Annotated in this window: 14 protein-coding genes; 9 read left to right on the top strand and 5 right to left on the bottom strand. The window is 58.6% G+C overall.

The genetic code is table 11. The features are described 5' to 3' along the window. The first annotated feature begins 45 nt into the window (after positions 1-45). Positions 46-2,469, top strand: a complete 2,424-nt coding sequence (locus PMI01S_RS11600; protein ID WP_084320038.1) for an efflux RND transporter permease subunit — start codon at positions 46-48, stop codon at positions 2,467-2,469. A 384-nt stretch (positions 2,470-2,853) separates the two neighbouring features. On the opposite strand, the gene PMI01S_RS11595 is transcribed toward PMI01S_RS11600, so the two are convergent. Further along, positions 2,854-3,783 carry a universal stress protein gene (locus PMI01S_RS11595; RefSeq protein ID WP_084320036.1) on the bottom strand — a complete coding sequence of 310 codons (930 nt, stop codon included), beginning with the start codon at positions 3,781-3,783 and terminating at the stop codon, positions 2,854-2,856. 276 nt (positions 3,784-4,059) lie between these two features. On the opposite strand from PMI01S_RS11595, the gene PMI01S_RS11590 reads away from it, so the two are divergent. From PMI01S_RS11590 to PMI01S_RS11580, 3 genes are all read left to right on the top strand, one after another. Next, a complete protein-coding gene (locus tag PMI01S_RS11590; protein ID WP_084320034.1) occupies positions 4,060-5,133 on the top strand; it encodes an NAD(P)-dependent alcohol dehydrogenase in 1,074 nt (357 codons plus the stop codon). Positions 5,134-5,187: 54 nt separating this feature from the next. Then, on the top strand, positions 5,188-6,426 hold the full coding sequence (locus tag PMI01S_RS11585; protein ID WP_084320032.1) for an MgtC/SapB family protein: 1,239 nt from the start codon (positions 5,188-5,190) through the stop codon (positions 6,424-6,426). A gap of 101 nt (positions 6,427-6,527) precedes the next feature. After that, positions 6,528-7,451 (top strand): universal stress protein, encoded by a 924-nt coding sequence (locus PMI01S_RS11580; RefSeq protein ID WP_084320030.1) that lies wholly within the window; start codon positions 6,528-6,530, stop codon positions 7,449-7,451. A 52-nt stretch (positions 7,452-7,503) separates the two neighbouring features. Here the strand turns inward: PMI01S_RS11580 and PMI01S_RS11575 are convergent, their stop codons facing one another. After that, positions 7,504-8,067, bottom strand: coding sequence for a GNAT family N-acetyltransferase (locus PMI01S_RS11575; protein ID WP_084320028.1), 564 nt, complete (start codon positions 8,065-8,067; stop codon positions 7,504-7,506). A gap of 228 nt (positions 8,068-8,295) precedes the next feature. Between PMI01S_RS11575 and PMI01S_RS11570 the strand changes: the two genes are divergently transcribed. Then, the gene (locus PMI01S_RS11570; RefSeq protein WP_084320026.1) at positions 8,296-9,204 is read left to right on the top strand and encodes a universal stress protein; all 909 of its coding nucleotides are present in this window, start codon (positions 8,296-8,298) and stop codon (positions 9,202-9,204) included. Here the strand turns inward: PMI01S_RS11570 and PMI01S_RS11565 are convergent. Together PMI01S_RS11565 and fnr are read right to left on the bottom strand one after the other, a co-directional pair. Further along, positions 9,194-10,177: a zinc-dependent alcohol dehydrogenase family protein gene (locus PMI01S_RS11565; protein ID WP_084320024.1), complete on the bottom strand. Its 984-nt coding sequence runs from the start codon at positions 10,175-10,177 to the stop codon at positions 9,194-9,196. The genes PMI01S_RS11570 and PMI01S_RS11565 overlap by 11 nt on opposite strands. A gap of 25 nt (positions 10,178-10,202) precedes the next feature. After that, positions 10,203-10,949, bottom strand: coding sequence for a fumarate/nitrate reduction transcriptional regulator Fnr (gene fnr, locus PMI01S_RS11560; RefSeq protein WP_084320022.1), 747 nt, complete (start codon positions 10,947-10,949; stop codon positions 10,203-10,205). A gap of 239 nt (positions 10,950-11,188) precedes the next feature. On the opposite strand from fnr, the gene PMI01S_RS11555 reads away from it, so the two are divergent. Both PMI01S_RS11555 and PMI01S_RS11550 read left to right on the top strand, forming a co-directional pair. Further along, positions 11,189-13,555 carry a phosphoketolase family protein gene (locus tag PMI01S_RS11555; protein WP_084320020.1) on the top strand — a complete coding sequence of 789 codons (2,367 nt, stop codon included), beginning with the start codon at positions 11,189-11,191 and terminating at the stop codon, positions 13,553-13,555. Between the two features lie 71 nt (positions 13,556-13,626). Further along, complete coding sequence (locus PMI01S_RS11550; RefSeq protein ID WP_084320018.1) at positions 13,627-14,511, top strand: universal stress protein; 885 nt, start codon at positions 13,627-13,629, stop codon at positions 14,509-14,511. Between the two features lie 30 nt (positions 14,512-14,541). On the opposite strand, the gene PMI01S_RS11545 is transcribed toward PMI01S_RS11550, so the two are convergent. Continuing rightward, entirely contained in the window at positions 14,542-14,967 is a 426-nt protein-coding gene (locus PMI01S_RS11545; RefSeq protein WP_084320016.1) for a potassium channel family protein, read from the bottom strand. Positions 14,968-15,321: 354 nt separating this feature from the next. Between PMI01S_RS11545 and PMI01S_RS11540 the strand changes: the two genes are divergently transcribed. Together PMI01S_RS11540 and PMI01S_RS11535 are read left to right on the top strand one after the other, a co-directional pair. Continuing rightward, positions 15,322-15,576, top strand: coding sequence for an Lpp/OprI family alanine-zipper lipoprotein (locus PMI01S_RS11540; protein WP_084320014.1), 255 nt, complete (start codon positions 15,322-15,324; stop codon positions 15,574-15,576). A gap of 77 nt (positions 15,577-15,653) precedes the next feature. Next, complete coding sequence (locus PMI01S_RS11535) at positions 15,654-16,574, top strand: universal stress protein (RefSeq protein WP_084320012.1); 921 nt, start codon at positions 15,654-15,656, stop codon at positions 16,572-16,574. The last annotated feature ends 84 nt before the right edge of the window (positions 16,575-16,658 follow it).

The raw sequence follows: 16,658 nt of genomic DNA, 5'->3' as shown, positions 1-16,658 counted from the left end.
CGGTGTAGCGCTATCGGGCCGAGGCCCGTGCAACAGGAGTCAGACTTGAAAGACGACAAAACCCAAACCGTGATCGGCCGCCTGGAAGACTTTGACCAGGCTTCGGGCAACTTCGCCGAGCGAGCGATTTTCAACCATCGACCGCTGATGATCCTGCTGTGTCTGTTGGTGACTCTGCTGCTCGGTTGGCAAGCAACGCGCATCGGCATCAACGCCAGTTATGAGAAGACCATCCCGACTGGACACCCTTATGTCGCCAACTTCCTGGCAAATCGCAGCGAGTTGAGTGGCCTGGGCAACTCGTTGCGGATCGCCGTGGAGGTCAAGCAGGGCAATATATTCAGCAAGGACTACCTCGACACCCTGGCCAGGCTCAACGATGAGCTCTACCTGCTGCCGGGCGTCGATCGGCCTTATATGAAGTCGTTATGGACCCCGACCACGCGCTGGACCGCAGTGACAGAGGAGGGCCTCGATGGCGGTACGGTGATCCCCGACGACTACGATGGCTCTGCCGCCAGCATCGAACAAGTGCGGACCAACGTCGCCCGTTCTGGCGAGGTCGGCCAGTTGGTGGCCGGCAACTTCAAGTCCAGTGTGATCTTCGTGCCCTTGCTCGAAATCAGTCCGCAGACGGGCAAAGCCCTGGACTACGGCGAGTTTTCCCGGCAACTGGAAGCCCTGCGGGACAAGTACCAGACCGATGATCTGCGAATTCACATCACCGGTTTCACCAAAATTGTCGGTGATCTGATCGAGGGGTTGACCCAGGTACTGCTGTTTTTCGTGGTGGCGGTACTGGTGACTGTGGTGGTGCTCTATGGCTACACCCGTTGCGCACGCAGCACCTTGGTGGTGGTGACGTGTTCGCTGGTGGCGGTGCTCTGGCAGCTCGGTCTGCTCGCCATCCTCGGTTATGAGCTGGACCCTTATTCGGCGCTGGTGCCGTTTCTGGTGTTCGCCATCGGCATGAGTCATGGCGCGCAAAAGATGAACGGCATCATGCAGGACGTCGGTCGCGGCACCCATCGGGTGGTGGCAGCGCGTTATACCTTTCGCCGATTGTTTGCCGCCGGCATGACCGCGTTGCTCTGCGATGCGGTGGGCTTCGCGGTGTTGCTGCTGATCAATATTCGGGTGATTCAGGACCTGGCGATCACCGCCAGCCTCGGCGTGGCGGTGCTGATCTTCACCAACCTGATTCTGCTGCCGATCCTGCTCAGCTATATCGGTGTCAGCCCGGCAGCGGCACAACGCAGCCTGAGTTCGGAAACCGCCGAGCTGCAGGCGCAGATCAAGCATCCGTTGTGGCGTTTTCTCGATCTGTTCACCCAGCGGCGCTGGGCCATTGGCGCCATGCTGGGCGGCCTGCTTCTGGCCGCGTTCGGTTTTGCCGTGAGCCTGCACCTGAAAATTGGTGATCTTGATCCCGGCGCACCGGAGCTGCGCGCCGACTCGCGCTACAACCGCGATGCGCTGTTCATGACCCGCAACTATGCGGCCAGCTCGGATATTTTCGTGGTCATGATCAAGACCCCGGAAGATCAGTGCACGCGCTACGCCAGCCTGTCTGCGGTAGATGCGCTGGCCTGGCGGCTGGAGCAATTACCGGGAGTGGAGTCGACCACCTCCATGGCGGCGCTGAGCAAGATCGCCACGGTCGGTTACAACGAAGGTAACTTCAAATGGTATGAGCTGATCCCCAATGACGGCGCGTTGGGTGCGGTGCAGACCCGCGCGCCGCGAGAGCTGTTCAATCAGGGCTGTTCGATGCTGTCGCTGTACGTTTACCTGGCCGATCACAAGGCCGATACCCTGAACCGAGTGGTGGAGGCCAGCGAAAAATTCATCACCGAGCATCAGGTGCCAGAGGTCAAATTCATGCTGGCCGCGGGCAGTGCTGGGATCGAAGCCGCGACCAATATCGTGGTGAAAAAATCCATGCGCGAAATGCTGTTCTGGGTCTACGGTGCGGTCAGCCTGTTATGCCTGCTGACCTTCCGCAGTTGGCGCGCCACCCTCTGTGCAATGCTGCCGCTGATGCTCACCTCGATTCTTTGCGAGGCGCTGATGGTGAGTCTGGGCATGGGCGTGAAAGTCGCGACACTGCCGGTGATTGCGCTCGGCGTGGGCATTGGTATCGACTATGCGCTCTATGTGTTGAGCGTGATCCTGGCTCGAATGCGTGCCGGCGACACCCTGGCTCAGGCGTATTACCAGGCGCTGCTGTTCACCGGCAAGGTGGTGTTGCTGACCGGCATGACGCTGGCGGTCGCAGTGTCGACCTGGGCCTTCTCGCCGATCAAGTTCCAGGCCGACATGGGCATCCTGCTGGCCTTCATGTTCCTGGTGAACATGCTCGGCGCCTTGATCTTGCTGCCGGCATTGGCCTGGCTGCTGTTGCCGCAGAAGGTCTTCGAAAAAAAGCCTGAAACGAGGCTGCTTACGCAGTTAGTCAAGGAGCACTGAAGGGCTCGGCAAGGAAGTACACCAGCACAACGGCCCGGGAACATCCGGGCCGTGAACGCTTGGGTGGCGCCAGGCTTTAAGGGTAAAAGGTATGAATCGTTGAATGAACGAGCCCCATGAAAGACCTCATGACAGCAAATCCGACCCACTGCGTTCCTGTCGTACCATTGGAAAAGCCCAGTGAGGGTACACATAGAGGTACAAAAATTTTCGAATATAGAAATTTCCTTTATTTTCAGCGACAAAGAGAAAGGTTCGATTCCGGCTTCGGCACCATCTAAAAATCAAGGGTTTGCGGGCGAAAGCTGATGCAAACCCTTGTTCGTTTCTGACTCGCAATAGGGATTGGGTCGCCATTCACTTGGCCTCCCGGACCAACTCGCTTTACTCCTCAATCAATTCCTGCGGTGCAACCACCCAGACGCTGCACGGCATCTTGTACAGCAAGTGTTCCACCGTACTGCCGACCAACCTGTCCAAAACACGATGCCCGACCCGGCCCATGACAATCATGTCGATGTCATAAGCGGCGGCGTAGCTGGAAAGTACCTTGGCCGGGTTGCCCATGATCATGTGTTGGCGCTCCGGCGGGATACCGTTGCGCTCCGACAGTTCGCGGAAGGCATCAGCCTGTGCATCGAACAGGGTTTTGGCTTTGCTGGAAGAGAAAAACGTCGAGCCATCGCGGAAACCGAATTCGTCAGAGCTGATGGATGAAAGGTCATGGGCATAGATAACGTCGAGTTCTGCATGACAGGTGCTCGCCAGTTTTGCGGCGTCTTGCAGAATTCTGTCATTGAAGCCCTCGTACTGCCCATCGCGATGGAAAGGGTCGACGGCAGCGACAATCTTGCGCGGTAGGACATGGCTCATATGGCTGACAAAATGCAAAGGCACCGGGCATTCACGCAGCAGATGAATATCCAGCGGAGTAAACATCAGGCGCGACAGGAGCGATTCGTGTTCCAGTGCCTTGATCAGTGCAGCCATGGGTTGTTCTTTGAGATGGATGAGGATTTCCTGCAAGGGACGCTCCACCCAGACCACTTCAGTGGTGACGTGTACCCCGATTTTGCGCAACGGACGGGCCTGGTCTTCCAGCCATTGGCGATGGCGTTCAACGTACCCGAGCCGCATCTGTTCCAGCGCCTGTCCATTGACCATCCCAGCGGTCGCCAGCCCTTCGAGATAGTCGAACGCCACGATGTGCAGCGCCGCATCTGACGCTTTTGCCAGCGCGGCGGCCCGGTCGAAAGCGGGGCTGTTTTCCATCAAGGGCGAGGCGACCAACATGAAACGCGTTTGATCAGACATGACAATTCTCCCGCAGGTAATCGTGCAAATGCTTGCTCCAATGACGCCGGTGCAATGGGGAAGTGAAGCTTTGCAACAATCATGCGGCTGGCCGGGGAGGCGGGCTTGATCTTTGTCAAACGCAAGGGGCAGCGACAATTCCGCCCGACGTACGGTTATCCGCGCTGCGTTCAGTGACGACATTGTTGACCATTATCAACCTTTCGTCCGTCACCCCGGCGCAGTCTTGGCTTCGTGCTGAACTCTTGCGCACATCGAACAAAATAAGGGATCACCATGGCGACCATGAAAGCGGCAGTTTTCGTTGAAAAAAACCGGATCGTGCTGGAGGACAAACCCGTCCCCGAAGTCGGGCCGCTGGATGCACTGATCCGCATCAGCACCACGACCATTTGCGGTACCGACGTGCACATCTTGCGCGGTGAGTATCCGGTGGCCAAAGGGCTGACCGTGGGTCATGAGCCGGTAGGTGTCATCGAACGGCTGGGCTCGCAGGTGCGTGGCTTTGTCGAGGGGCAGCGAGTCATTGCCGGCGCCATCACGCCCAGCGGGCAAAGTTACGCGTGCCTGTGCGGCTGCGGCTCGCAGGATGGCCCGGACACCCGCCATGGCTTTCGCGCCACGGGCGGCTGGAAATTCGGCAACATCATTGATGGCTGCCAGGCCGAGTACGTGCTGGTGCCGGACGCGATTGCCAATTTGTGCCCCATCCCGGATGGCCTCAGCGATGAGCAGGTGCTGATGTGCCCGGACATCATGTCCACCGGTTTTTCCGGAGCGGAGCGTGGCGAGGTGAGCATCGGCGATACCGTTGCCGTGTTTGCCCTCGGGCCAATCGGCCTCTGCGCAGTGGCCGGTGCACGTCTCAAGGGCGCGACCACCATTATTGGCGTTGATGCCGTGGCGGAGCGGATGAGCGTTGCGCGGCAGTTGGGCGCGACCCACGTGGTCAATTTCAAGGACGGCAACGTCGTCGAGCAAATCATGGCCCTGACCGAAGGCCGTGGTGTCGATGTGTCTATCGAGGCGCTGGGCACTCAAGGGACTTTCGAGTCCGCACTGCGGGTATTGCGCCCGGGCGGCCGGTTGTCCAGCCTTGGCGTTTATTCAAGTGATCTGCGCATTCCTCTCGATGCCTTCGCCGCAGGATTGGGTGACTACAGCATTGTCACCACCCTGTGCCCCGGTGGCAAGGAACGCATGCGCCGCTTGATGGCGGTGGTGAACAGCGGCGGTGTGGACCTGTCTCCCCTGGTGACTCACCGTTTCAAACTCGACGACATCGAAGCGGCCTATGAGTTATTTGCTCACCAACGGGACGGTGTGATGAAGGTGGCGATTACGCCGTGAGGGTGTGTGGGGATTTTTGTCCGGGAAGGCGAGGCCTGCGCAGATGACAAACCCATGAATGAAACCCTCGGCATGACGGGAGCAGCGGCGGCGTTGGGAATCGGCATGCTCATTGGACTTGAGCGCGAGCGGCACAAAGGGAAAGGAGAAAGCCGTGCCTGTGCCGGGTTGCGCACGTTTGCCATTACCGCGCTGTTGGGCTACGTAGCAATGCAGGTCGGTGGCGGTCTGCTGGTAGGCATCGTGGCGATCACGCTGGGGTTGCTGGTCACCGTGGCGTACTGGCGCAACCTGAGTGATGACCCGGGCGTGACCAGCGAAGTCGCATTGCTCACGGTGTTGGTCCTGGGGGCACTGTGTAGCACTGCGCCCGAACTGGCCATTGCCATTGCCGTGGTGATGACGGGATTGTTGACGTATCGACAGAAGCTGCACCACTTTGCCCGCAGCCAATTGACTGATGCAGAGATGCGCGACGGTCTGGTCCTGCTGACTGCCGCACTGGTGGTGTTGCCGCTGGTGCCTGATCGCTTTATCGGTCCCTATGCCGCCATCAATCTGCGCACCATTTGCACCCTTACGGTATTGCTCATGGTGGTGGGGGCGGTGGGACATATTGCTGTTCGTACGTTGGGCACCCGGTATGGCTACGCGATCAGCGCCATCGCCTCCGGATTTGCGTCGAGCACCGTGACCATTGCCGTTATGGGCCATATTGCCGCCAAGGATCCGGAGAATATCAAGGTCATTAGCGCAGCGGCGTTATTGTCCAACCTCGCTACCGTCACCCAGGTCGGCCTGATCCTGGGAACGGTCGATACCGATCTGTTGCGTCACATCTGGGGCCCGCTGTTGTTTGGTGCCGCCGCCACGGTGCTGTATGGCCTGTGCCTGATGTTTCCAAGGCCATCAATTGGCGCGAGCCAACCGATCAAGGTGGGTGGCGCGTTCAATCTCAAGCTGGCCCTGCTCGTCACCTTGACCATGACGGGGATCACTTTCCTGTCGTCGGTGATGCTTAGCCACTACGGCGAAGTGGGGGTGATGCTGACGGCGATCTTTACCGGTTTCGCCGATGCCCATTCCTCGACAGCGTCGATTGCCACATTAGCCAAGTCGGGCCAGTTGCCGTTCGACGCCATTGCCGTCCCTACGCTGATCGCCGTCAGCAGTAACTCGCTGAGCAAATGCCTGGTGGCCTGGGTCAGTGGCGGGCGACGGTTCGCCGCTTATCTCATCCCGGGGCAGGTGTTGCTGACGGCGGCGATGTGGGCCGGCATCTTGCTGCTCTGAGGTACATCTCGCGTTGGGCTGATAAAGATCAAGTCGACTGAATCGGGACCGCGCAATCTGTATGCCTACGCTATCCAGAAGGCCTTATGCCGAGGTGTCCCATGTCACAGACTCAGCGCTTATTGTTAATAGCTCCTTCAGCCATGACCCGTACACCGGCGTTCGACCGGGCCGCCGCATTGGCTCGGGCGATGCAAATGCCATTGCACATCGTGGCATTCGATTATTCGCAGGCACTGGCGGTGGCCGGCTTGTTCGCTCCCGAACAAATGAGCCTTGCACGTGACGGCTATCTGCAAACCCACCGGCACTGGCTCACGGAACAGGCCGGGTTGATGAGCAAGCACGGCGTGGAGGTCACCAGCGAAGTGGTGTGGGTGCAGCACCCTTATGAGGAAATCCTGCACTTCGTCAACGAGATGCCGCTGGCGCTGATCATCAAGGATGCGCAGGAAGAGTCGGCGCTCAAGCGAGTGTTTTTCACGCCGCTGGATTGGCAATTGCTGCGCGATTGTCCGGTGCCGGTGCATCTGGTGACCAACGCCCTCAACCCACGCCCGCGCAACGTGCTGGCCATCGTCGATGTGCTGCGCAACGAAGACCAGGACCTGGTGTTCAACGACCAGATCATCGATGCCGCGACCAAACTGGCCGAGGTATGTGACGCCCGGCTTGAGCTGTTGCATGCCTATGACTGGACGGCCGTGTATGCCAAGGACATTGGCTTTGGCGCGCTGCCGATGGCCGTTGGTATTTATGAAAGCCTGGGCTCGGCGCAGCACGAGGCGTTTGCGGCATTGGCCGAACGCCACGGTGTGCCACCGGAATGCCGGCACTTCATCGAGGGCATACCGCTGAACAGTATTTGTGAGTTCGCCGCCGAGCATCACACCGATGTCATCGTGATGGGGACGGTGCAACACAAGGGACTTAACAAACTACTGGGAACCACGGCCGAGCAGCTGTTACAGCAGGCGCCGTGCAGTGTGCTGGCGATCAAGCCGGGCCGGATGCTGCAGTCCTGAAGGTGGATCGCCCCGCGATGAAACGTTGGCCGTGACATCGCGGGGCGAGGGTTTACAGGTAAAGACGATGAATGACCTGATGGCTGTCTTCGGGGTCATTGTGTGTTTCGAAGCCCAGTGCTTTGGCCAGGTCGCGCATCGGCGTATTGCTGGAGGCGTCCACCGAATACATCTGGCGAAAACCGTTCTTGCGCGCGGCTTTGATCAAATGTTCCATCAGAAGTGTGCCCAGACCCAGGTGTTTCCATTCATCAGCGACCGTAACGGCGCATTCACATTCGAATTCGCCCGTGGCGGCATACCGGCTCACACCGATCTCGACCAGTTGGCCGTTGTCGTGGACCAGGGCAATGAAGGCCAGGCGCTTGTTGTTGTCGGTGTCCATCAACTGATCGAGCAAAGCGCCGCTGGGTTCGTTGATCTGCGCCAGAAAACGCATGTGGCGAGACTCGGGAGAGAGCCGTTTGATGAAGGCGTATTCACGCTCGCGGTCTTTCTCCGCCAACGGCCGGATCAATACGTGGCGACCATCCTTGAGCGCTTCGATCCAGTACTTTCCGGAGACCGCGGCATAGGCCGCCGCCGCCCGGTCATTGTGGTCTTTGACGGTGAGCATGGGGTAATCCTCCAGCGGGTTTGAAAAAAGAAGCGCGCAGTGATGAACCGCGCCGTTCGTTCCTTTCTACGCCACTGTCGGCGTTTGAATCTGATCTGGATCAGAGAGTCGTGACGAAGCGCATTCATTTGTAGCTGTTTGACGTAAATCAACCCGGGGCAGGGAGCAACGGGTGCAGTCTGTGATACCTGCCGGCCCGTGCGGGCTGGTGTCGAATCGAGGTGTGTGATGGGCCACTATCAACGTTTGTTGCTGATCGCCGACCAAACCCTGCATCCATCCCCGGCGATGTTGCGTGCCGTCGCGCTGGCCAAGGAAAGCGGGGCGGTCCTGGATGTGCGGGCCTTTGTCGAACCGGCACCGGTGGTGCATTTGTGGGAGGAGAAAGTCGATGACGCGAGGTACCAGGGCTATTTGCGCCGCTATCGTCGCTGGGCTGCCGACGAGACGGACCGGCTCAATGAGGCAGGGGTTGAGGCGACTGTCGAAGTGGTGTTCACCACCCATTCGCTGCTGGACATTCTGAAGACGGTCGAAGATCTCAAACCCGACCTGCTGATCAAGGACGTCACCCTTGAACCGCTGCTCAAGCGCGTGTTTATAACCCCGCTCGATTGCCACTTGTTGCGCGAATGCCCGGTCCCGGTGCATTTGGTCAACCAGGCACGATACAGCTTGCCGCACCGTATCGTGGCGGCGGTAGACCCGTCCGATCCCTCAACCCAGATCAACGGCCTCAACGACACCATCATCCAGACCGCCAACGCATTAGCCTTGCAATGCGACGCGCCGCTGCACCTGCTTTATGCCTATGACTTGTCGCCAGCCTTCAATGGCGACGCGCCGCTGGCCGGCGGCTGGGGCGTGGACTACCTCGAAGATCTGCGTGAATCGTTGCACCTGGCCTTTGTCACCCTGGCGGATCGCTACGGCGTGCCGCCCGAGCGTCGGCATTTCATCATGGGGCTGCCGGTGCCGGTGATCAGTGAATTCGTCGAGCAATACCTGGTAGACGTGGTGGTGATGGGGACGGTGCACCGGGTGGGCATTGACCGGATGATCGGCAGCAACACCGAGCGGGCACTGTACTCGGTGCCAGGGAGCATTCTGGCCGTGGGGCAGGGCGTCAGGGCGTGAGGACGATTGCTCCGTTGAACTGGCCCGCCCTTAAACACGCCAGGGCTTCATTGGCGTCGTCGAGGGCGAATCGGGTGACGTCGCACTGCATCGGCGTGTGTTGCAATTCTGCGAAAAACGCGATGCCGTCTTCCCGTGTCAGGTTGGCCACCGAGCGGACGCTGCGCTCGCCCCACAGCAGCCGATAGGGAAACGCCGGAATGTCACTCATGTGAATACCGGCGCACACCACACAGCCACCTTTGACGGTAACCGCCAGCGCCGCCGGAACCAGCGCACCGACGGGAGCGAAGATCAAACTGGCATCGAGCAGATGCGGCGGTGCCTGGTCCGAAGGACCGGCCCATCTGGCGCCCAGGGATCGTGCATAGGTTTGGCTTGCCTGATCATCCGGTCGGGTGAAGGCGTACACCTGCTGACCTCGGCCCTGCGCCACCTGAATGGCCAAATGGGCGGCAGCGCCGAAGCCATAGAGTCCGAGGTGGCGTGCATCCTTGACCATTTGCAAGGCCCGGAAGCCGATCAGCCCGGCACACAGCAGCGGTGCCGCTTGCAGGTCCGACAGTGCCTGCGGAATGTGAAAACAGAAGCGCGGGTCGGCCACGGTGTATTCCGCGTAACCACCGTCCAGATGACAACCGGTGAACTGCGCCTGATCGCAAAGATTCTCCCGGCCCGAGCGGCAAAACCCGCATTGACCGCATGTCCAGCCCAACCATGGGACGCCCACTCGCCGGCCAATCCAGTCGGGGCCGACATCGGCGCCTGCCGCTATGACTTCGCCGACGATTTCATGCCCCGGTACTCGCGGCAGCACCGCTTGTGGCAACTCGCCGTCCACCAGATGCAGGTCGGTGCGGCACACACCGCAGGCCAGGACTTTAAGCAAGAGTTGGTGGCGTCCGGGCGTCGGGATTGGACGCTCTTCCCTTTGCAGTGGCTGGTTGGGCGTGTGCAGGACCATGGCACGCATGATGCAATTCCAGTCAACCGGCGGATTAGCACAGAGGAGGACGATGACAGCCTGAAATCAACTGCTTGAGTCCTTCCATGTTGCGGATTCTCACGTCACGCCCTGTTATTTCGACCAGTTCCTGATCCCGCAGGTGCGCAATACCTCGGCAAACGGTTTCCAGCCGCAACCCCAGGTAGGAGCCGATTTCCTCGCGGCGCATTTTCAGAACGAAATTTTTGGACGAATACCCGCGCATACTCAAACGCTGCGACAGGTTGAGCAAAAAGGCTGCCAGGCGCTCATCCGAATTCATATTGCCCAGCAGCATCAGCATGTCGTGATCGCGCACGATTTCCCGGCTGAGGATTTTGTTCAGGTTATGTTGCAGCGAGGGCAGCTCCCGGGAGAGTTTTTCCAGGTGCGCGTAATGAATGGGGCAGACTTCGCTGTCCTCCAGGGCAAATGCATTACACGTATGCAGGTCGCTGCTGATAGCGTCCAGGCCGAGCATTTCACCGGGCATCTGGAACCCTGTGACCTGCTCGCGACCATCGATCGACAGCACACTGGTCTTGAATGAACCGATGCGCACGGCGTACAGCGAACGAAGCGGATCGTCGGTGCGATAGAGGGCCGCGCCTTTTTTAACCTTGACGCGTTGCACGATCAGAGTGTCCAGGCGCTCGATTTCCTGATCGGACAGCCCGAGCGGCAGACACAACTCCAAAACGCTGCAGTTGGAACAGGCAGACTTGAGGTGGTGACTGTCCAACGGCTTGCTTTCAGACATGATCCGAATGCCTCGCAAAGGGTTTTGTAAGCATAGTTCCCACATCGGCGGACAAACACTTGATTCAAATCACCGAGGATCCAATAGACGAACGGTGCGTGCTCGGTCCGCCGTCAAAAACTGAGCCGTCCGGTTTGAGTGCCATCTGCGGGACTTGATGTATATCAAATCATCAGCCGTTCAGACTCTCACAATAGACGAAAGTCTATCGATAGGCTGAGCCTGTGACGGGAGGGTTCATGAGCGACTTCCTGAATGCTGAACAACTGGAGGGACTGGATGCCTATTGGCGCGCATCCAATTATCTGGCCGTCGGGCAGATTTACCTCAAGGGCAACCCGCTACTCAGGCAGCCCCTGACCCTGGCGCACATCAAGCCGCGCCTGTTGGGGCATTGGGGCACGACGCCGGGGTTGAACCTGATCTATACGCATCTCAATCGACTGATCAATCAGTATGACCTGAACATGATTTTTGTCGCCGGTCCCGGCCATGGCGGTCCTGCGGTGGTGGCTCAAACCTACCTGGAAGGTACTTACACCGAGTGCTATCCATTAGTGGAGCGCAATAGCAACGGTCTGGTTCACCTGTTTCGGCAGTTTTCCTGGCCGTATGGCATCTCCAGCCATGTGTCGGCACAGATTCCGGGATCGATCCACGAAGGCGGCGAACTGGGCTACAGCCTGGCTCATGCCTACGGCGCCGCGTTTGACAATCCAGACCTGATCGTCGCCTGCGTCATCGGTGACGGCGAGGCCGAAACCGGTACGCTGGCGGCCAGTTGGCACTCCAACAAGTTTCTCAATCCTGCACGTGACGGGGCTGTATTGCCGATCCTGCACCTCAACGGCTACAAAATCGCCAACCCCACGGTGCTGTCCAGAATCAGTGAGGATGAACTGTCAGCACTGTTCTATGGCTACGGCTACGATCCGTACTTCGTGGAAGGCGATGACCCGGTGCAGGTGCATCAGGCGCTGGCCCGGACGCTGGACACGATAGTGCTGAACATTCGCGAAATTCAGCGTGTGGCACGCCATTCGCCGCCCCCCGGCGTCCCTGAACGTCAGCTGTGGCCCATGCTGGTATTACGCACGCCCAAAGGCTGGACGGGCCCGAAATTCGTCGATGGTCATCGGGTCGAAGGCACCTGGCGCGCGCATCAGGTACCCCTGGCCGATTTTCGGCAGCCTGTTCATCTGCGCCAACTGGAGGAATGGCTCAACAGCTACCGTCCGGACGAACTGTTCGATGCAACGGGCGCCTTGTTGCCCGAGATTGCTGCGCTGGCACCCACCGGGCATCGACGCATGAGTGCCAATCTTCACGCCAACGGCGGGGTGTTGTTGCGCGCGCTGGACCTGCCACGATTTGCCGATTACGCGGTGAAATTCGAAGGGCCCGGCAGCCTGCGTGCCGAAGCGACGCGGGTGCTGGGTACGTTTTTGCGTGATGTGATGAAAAACAGTCTGGCCGCCAACAACTTCCGCCTGTTCGGCCCCGATGAAACCGCCTCGAACCGACTGGATGCGGTGTATGAAGTCAGTGCAAAAACGTGGCTGGACCCGCTGGAGCCAGACGATGTGAACCTGGCGGCCGACGGTCGAGTGATGGAAATCCTCAGTGAGCAGGTGTGCGAAGGCTGGCTCGAAGGTTATCTGCTGACAGGGCGTCATGGTTTGCTGTCCTGTTACGAGGCGTTTATCCATATCGTCGACTCAATGGTCAATCAACACGCCAAATGGCTGAAAACCGCCGCCGAGGTGCCGTGGCGCAAGCCCGTTGCTTCGCTCAATTACCTGCTCACTTCCCACGTCTGGCGCCAGGACCATAACGGTTTCTCTCATCAGGACCCGGGGTTTATCGATTTGGTGGCCAATAAAAAGTCGGACGTAGTGCGGATCTATCTCCCGCCCGATGCCAATTGCCTGCTGTCGGTGACTGACCATTGCCTGAGAAGTCGCGACTACATCAACGTCATCGTCGCCGGCAAGCAACCGGAATGGCAGTGGCTGGATATCGATGCGGCCATCCGGCATTGCCTGGCGGGTATCGGTCGATGGGACTGGGCGTGTCGCGATGAGGGGGATCCGGAGGTGGTGATGGCCTGCGCCGGCGACGTGCCAACCCTGGAAACCCTGGCGGCGGTGACCTTGTTACGCGAATACGTACCGGATGTGCGGGTCAGGGTGGTCAACGTCGTGGACTTGATGGTATTGCAGCCATCGAATCAGCACCCCCACGGTTTACCGGACACCGCGTTCAATGAGTTGTTTACGGTGGACAAACCGGTGATTTTTGCCTTTCACGGCTACCCGGCGCTGATCCACCGTCTGCTGTACAAGCGCACCAATCATCAGAATTTCCACGTGCGCGGTTACAAGGAGGAGGGCGCGACCACGACACCGTTCGACATGGCGGTGCTCAACAATCTGGATCGTTATCAGTTGGCGCTGGATGTCATCGAGCGGGTACCCCGGCTGCAGGATCAAGTGCAAACCGCGCGATCGCGCTACTGGTCGACCATGGAGAAACACAAGCTCTATCTCATCGAACATGGGCAGGACATGCCCGAAGTGCTGAACTGGCAATGGACGCCGTGGTAGCTCACTGAATACGGCGCCCTCGGCCCTGGGCAGCCGCTGCAATCGAACACTCACCCGAGTAGAGGTAGATCATGAGCCAGTATCAAAGGTTGTTACTGATCATCAACCCGACCTTGCGCGATTCCCCCGCAATCAATCATGCGGCCGCGCTGGCGAAGGCGAGCGGCGCAAGTTTGCATATCGCGGCGCTGATAAAGTCGCTGGACCTTTTATCGTTTCTTGAACAGGGAGATCGGGAACAGGCGCGGCAAAGCTATCTGCAGGATCACCGCGACTGGCTCAAGGCCCAGGCGAGCAATCTGCGGGGGCGTGGACTCGCGGTGACTACCGAAGTGGCATGGGCCGACGATGTGGAGCAAGACATCCTCGCTCATGTCATGGAAATGCAGCCCGACCTGCTGATAAAAGAAATTCAGCATGAATCAGTGCTTAAACGTGCCTTTTTCACCCCACTGGACTGGTATCTGCTGCGGCACTGCCCGATACCGGTGTATCTGGTGGGCGGCAGTGGCTTCGTCTTGCCGCGCAAGATTGTGGCAGCGGTCGAAGTGCCAGAGACCGAGTCTCCCGACAACGAACTCAACGAGCGGATTATTCAGCAAGCGACCGGTCTGGCCATGCAGTGTGGGGCCGACTTGCATTTGCTGTTTGCCTGCGATATTTCGGCCGGCTACCTGGCGGCCATGGATGGTCTGACGCTGGCTGACCTCACCAAAGAGTTGCGCAAAGACCTGGAAAAAAACTTCCTCACGCTGGCGGGCCGGTATGGGGTGTCCGCCGATCATCGACATTTCATTATGGGCCACCCCGTTTCGGTTCTTAGCGAGTTCGCCAAGGAGCAAAACGTCGATGTCATCGTGATGGGAAAGGTTCAGTCACGCCGACTGGACAAGCTGTTGGGCAGTACGACCGAACACATTCTGTATCAGGTACCTTGCTGCATTCTGGCGGTATAGCGGGCTGCGAGCGGTGGTAAAGGAGGTGGTTTACTTGCGCTTCCAATACTTCTGCATTTCCAGAAACAGAAAGGACGCTGTCCAGGTAATGAGGACCAGGCCGGTCAATGCCTGCAGGCCGGTCAGGTACTTGAGATTTCCCACGGGTGAAATATCGCCAAAGCCGATGGTCGTGTAGGTGGTAAAGGAAAAGTAGACACAGTCCAGCAGCGAGCCATCGAAATTGCCGGTCAAGTTGCCCCAGTCACCGGAGCGCACCATCAGGTAATAGACGATAGCGAAGCACCAGACTTCCAGCGCATGGGCTATCAACGCTCCGAATACCCCGACGACAATCCTGAAGCGGCTCCAAAGCTTGAGCCGTGGCAGCCAGTCATTCAGGCGCAACAGGCATTCGTAGTGGATTACCACGACGACGATGACCACCAGCGTATTGATCAACGTGACACCAAGCATGGCGCACCTGCGACGATAGCGGATACCTGTCGACCCGCAAAAAGAGGTGTCGAAAAGACGTGCTCCTTAGAGTGAAGTCAAGATCACTTGGGCAACTTCCACAATGAATTACACAGACTCAAGTCGCTCATGACAGTGAGCCTCCGTTGACGGGCCGCGAGCGCCTGGTTCGCTCTTTCTACGCCGCAGAGGCGCCAGGACATTGAGCTAAATCAACAAGTCTCCAATGAGGCGCTCTGCCAATCGCCGGCGGGCTATTAATTGATAAAAATCAGAGGGTGCAGCTGTCGGCGTCAGATACTTGGGCTAGCTATCTGAAGCTTTTCCAGCCGCGATAGATTGAGGGCGAAAATCATGAACAAGTGTTTGTCCTTGGCGTTGTTGAGCATCCTGTTGGTCACGACTGTCGGTTGCAGTCATAAGTACACGCAGGAAATCGATGCCCGATTGGAGTCCGCCGAAAACAATGCAGCGTCGGCGCGGCTCAGGGCCGATGAGGCGTACTTGAAGGCACAAATGGCTGTTGAGCTAGCCAGCCAGGCGCAACGCACTGCTGATGAGGCGAATGTGCGTATCCGTCGGATGGGCGCAAAGGTGCCCGGCCAGTGAGTGGCAATTGCACGAAGCGCTGACAGGACGTCAGGCTGCATCGAGGCTTGTAAGCAATTATCAGGGTGAGGTCGGTCATGTTGAAACTCAAACGTATCCTGTTGATTGCCCCAGCCGAAATGACCCGCACTCCGGCGTTTGAGCGAGCGCGGGCACTGGCCTGTGCCACTGGTGCGTTATTGCATATTGTCGCATTCGACTATGTTCAAGCGCTCGCGGTGGCCGGGCTGTTTGACCACGATGCGATGGCGCAGGCGCGTGAGGGGTATTTGCAAGTGCATCGACACTGGCTGGAGCAGCAAGCCAGGTTTCAACGGTGCGCGGGGTTGCAGGTGACAACGGAAGTGGTCTGGGCGAGATCGAGCCTGGCGCACCTGCTTGAGTACGTAAATGATTTCCATGCGGACCTGGTGATCAAGGACACCCAGTATGTGCCTGCACTTGACCGGGCTTTTCACCAGCCGCTTGACTGGCGGTTGCTGCGCGATTGCCCGGCCCACTTGCACCTGGTGACTGATGCCAGGAACCCCAAGCCGCTCAAAATACTTTGCGCTGTCGATCTGTCTCATTTGGAAGATATGACTCAAGGGCTGAATGACCGGGTCCTCGATCTTGCCTCGACGCTGGCGACCTCCTGCGGGGCCACTTTGTCCCTGTTGAGCGTTAACAGTTGGTCTGTAGTGGGTGATTCTGCGATGAGCGTGCCGACCGTGACGCTGGCTGCCAGCTTGAGAGATGCGGTCAGCGATGCCCAGCAAGAGGCTTTTGAGACGCTTGCCGAGCGTTATGGCATTCAAAAAGCACGCCGACATCTATTAACGGGTATCCCGCATAAAGTCATTACGCAGTTCGCCCGGCAGAATGCTTTTGACATGGTGGTGCTGGGCACGGTCTATCAACACGGCATCGACAGGTTCATCGGCAGTACCGCCGAGAGCGTGCTGAACCGTGCGCCCTGCAGTTTGACCATCGTCAAACCCTTGCCCTGGCTCCATTGAATCAGGACCGGTAACGCTCTCAGTTGATAAAAATCAGCTGCACCTGAGCCATAAAGAGCGATCAATCGAACTCCCCTGAGTGCT

Source organism: Pseudomonas migulae NBRC 103157 (genome assembly GCF_002091715.1).
Taxonomy (GTDB): Bacteria; Pseudomonadota; Gammaproteobacteria; order Pseudomonadales; family Pseudomonadaceae; genus Aquipseudomonas; species Aquipseudomonas migulae_A.
The sequence above is the reverse complement of the archived record's forward strand: the minus strand, read 5'-3'. Positions and strand labels throughout refer to the sequence as shown.

Excerpts from the sequence above, each read along its gene's own strand:
- fnr (WP_084320022.1), bottom strand. The coding sequence starts at position 10,949 with ATGTCTGAAAGCAAGCCGTTGGACAGTCACCACCTCAAGTCTGCCTGT.
- PMI01S_RS11540 (WP_084320014.1), top strand. The coding sequence starts at position 15,322 with ATGAACAAGTGTTTGTCCTTGGCGTTGTTGAGCATCCTGTTGGTCACG.
- PMI01S_RS11555 (WP_084320020.1), top strand. The coding sequence starts at position 11,189 with ATGAGCGACTTCCTGAATGCTGAACAACTGGAGGGACTGGATGCCTAT.
- PMI01S_RS11590 (WP_084320034.1), top strand. The coding sequence starts at position 4,060 with ATGGCGACCATGAAAGCGGCAGTTTTCGTTGAAAAAAACCGGATCGTG.
- PMI01S_RS11580 (WP_084320030.1), top strand. The coding sequence starts at position 6,528 with ATGTCACAGACTCAGCGCTTATTGTTAATAGCTCCTTCAGCCATGACC.
- PMI01S_RS11550 (WP_084320018.1), top strand. The coding sequence starts at position 13,627 with ATGAGCCAGTATCAAAGGTTGTTACTGATCATCAACCCGACCTTGCGC.
- PMI01S_RS11545 (WP_084320016.1), bottom strand. The coding sequence starts at position 14,967 with ATGCTTGGTGTCACGTTGATCAATACGCTGGTGGTCATCGTCGTCGTG.
- PMI01S_RS11565 (WP_084320024.1), bottom strand. The coding sequence starts at position 10,177 with ATGCGTGCCATGGTCCTGCACACGCCCAACCAGCCACTGCAAAGGGAA.
- PMI01S_RS11585 (WP_084320032.1), top strand. The coding sequence starts at position 5,188 with ATGAATGAAACCCTCGGCATGACGGGAGCAGCGGCGGCGTTGGGAATC.
- PMI01S_RS11570 (WP_084320026.1), top strand. The coding sequence starts at position 8,296 with ATGGGCCACTATCAACGTTTGTTGCTGATCGCCGACCAAACCCTGCAT.
- PMI01S_RS11535 (WP_084320012.1), top strand. The coding sequence starts at position 15,654 with ATGTTGAAACTCAAACGTATCCTGTTGATTGCCCCAGCCGAAATGACC.
- PMI01S_RS11595 (WP_084320036.1), bottom strand. The coding sequence starts at position 3,783 with ATGTCTGATCAAACGCGTTTCATGTTGGTCGCCTCGCCCTTGATGGAA.
- PMI01S_RS11575 (WP_084320028.1), bottom strand. The coding sequence starts at position 8,067 with ATGCTCACCGTCAAAGACCACAATGACCGGGCGGCGGCGGCCTATGCC.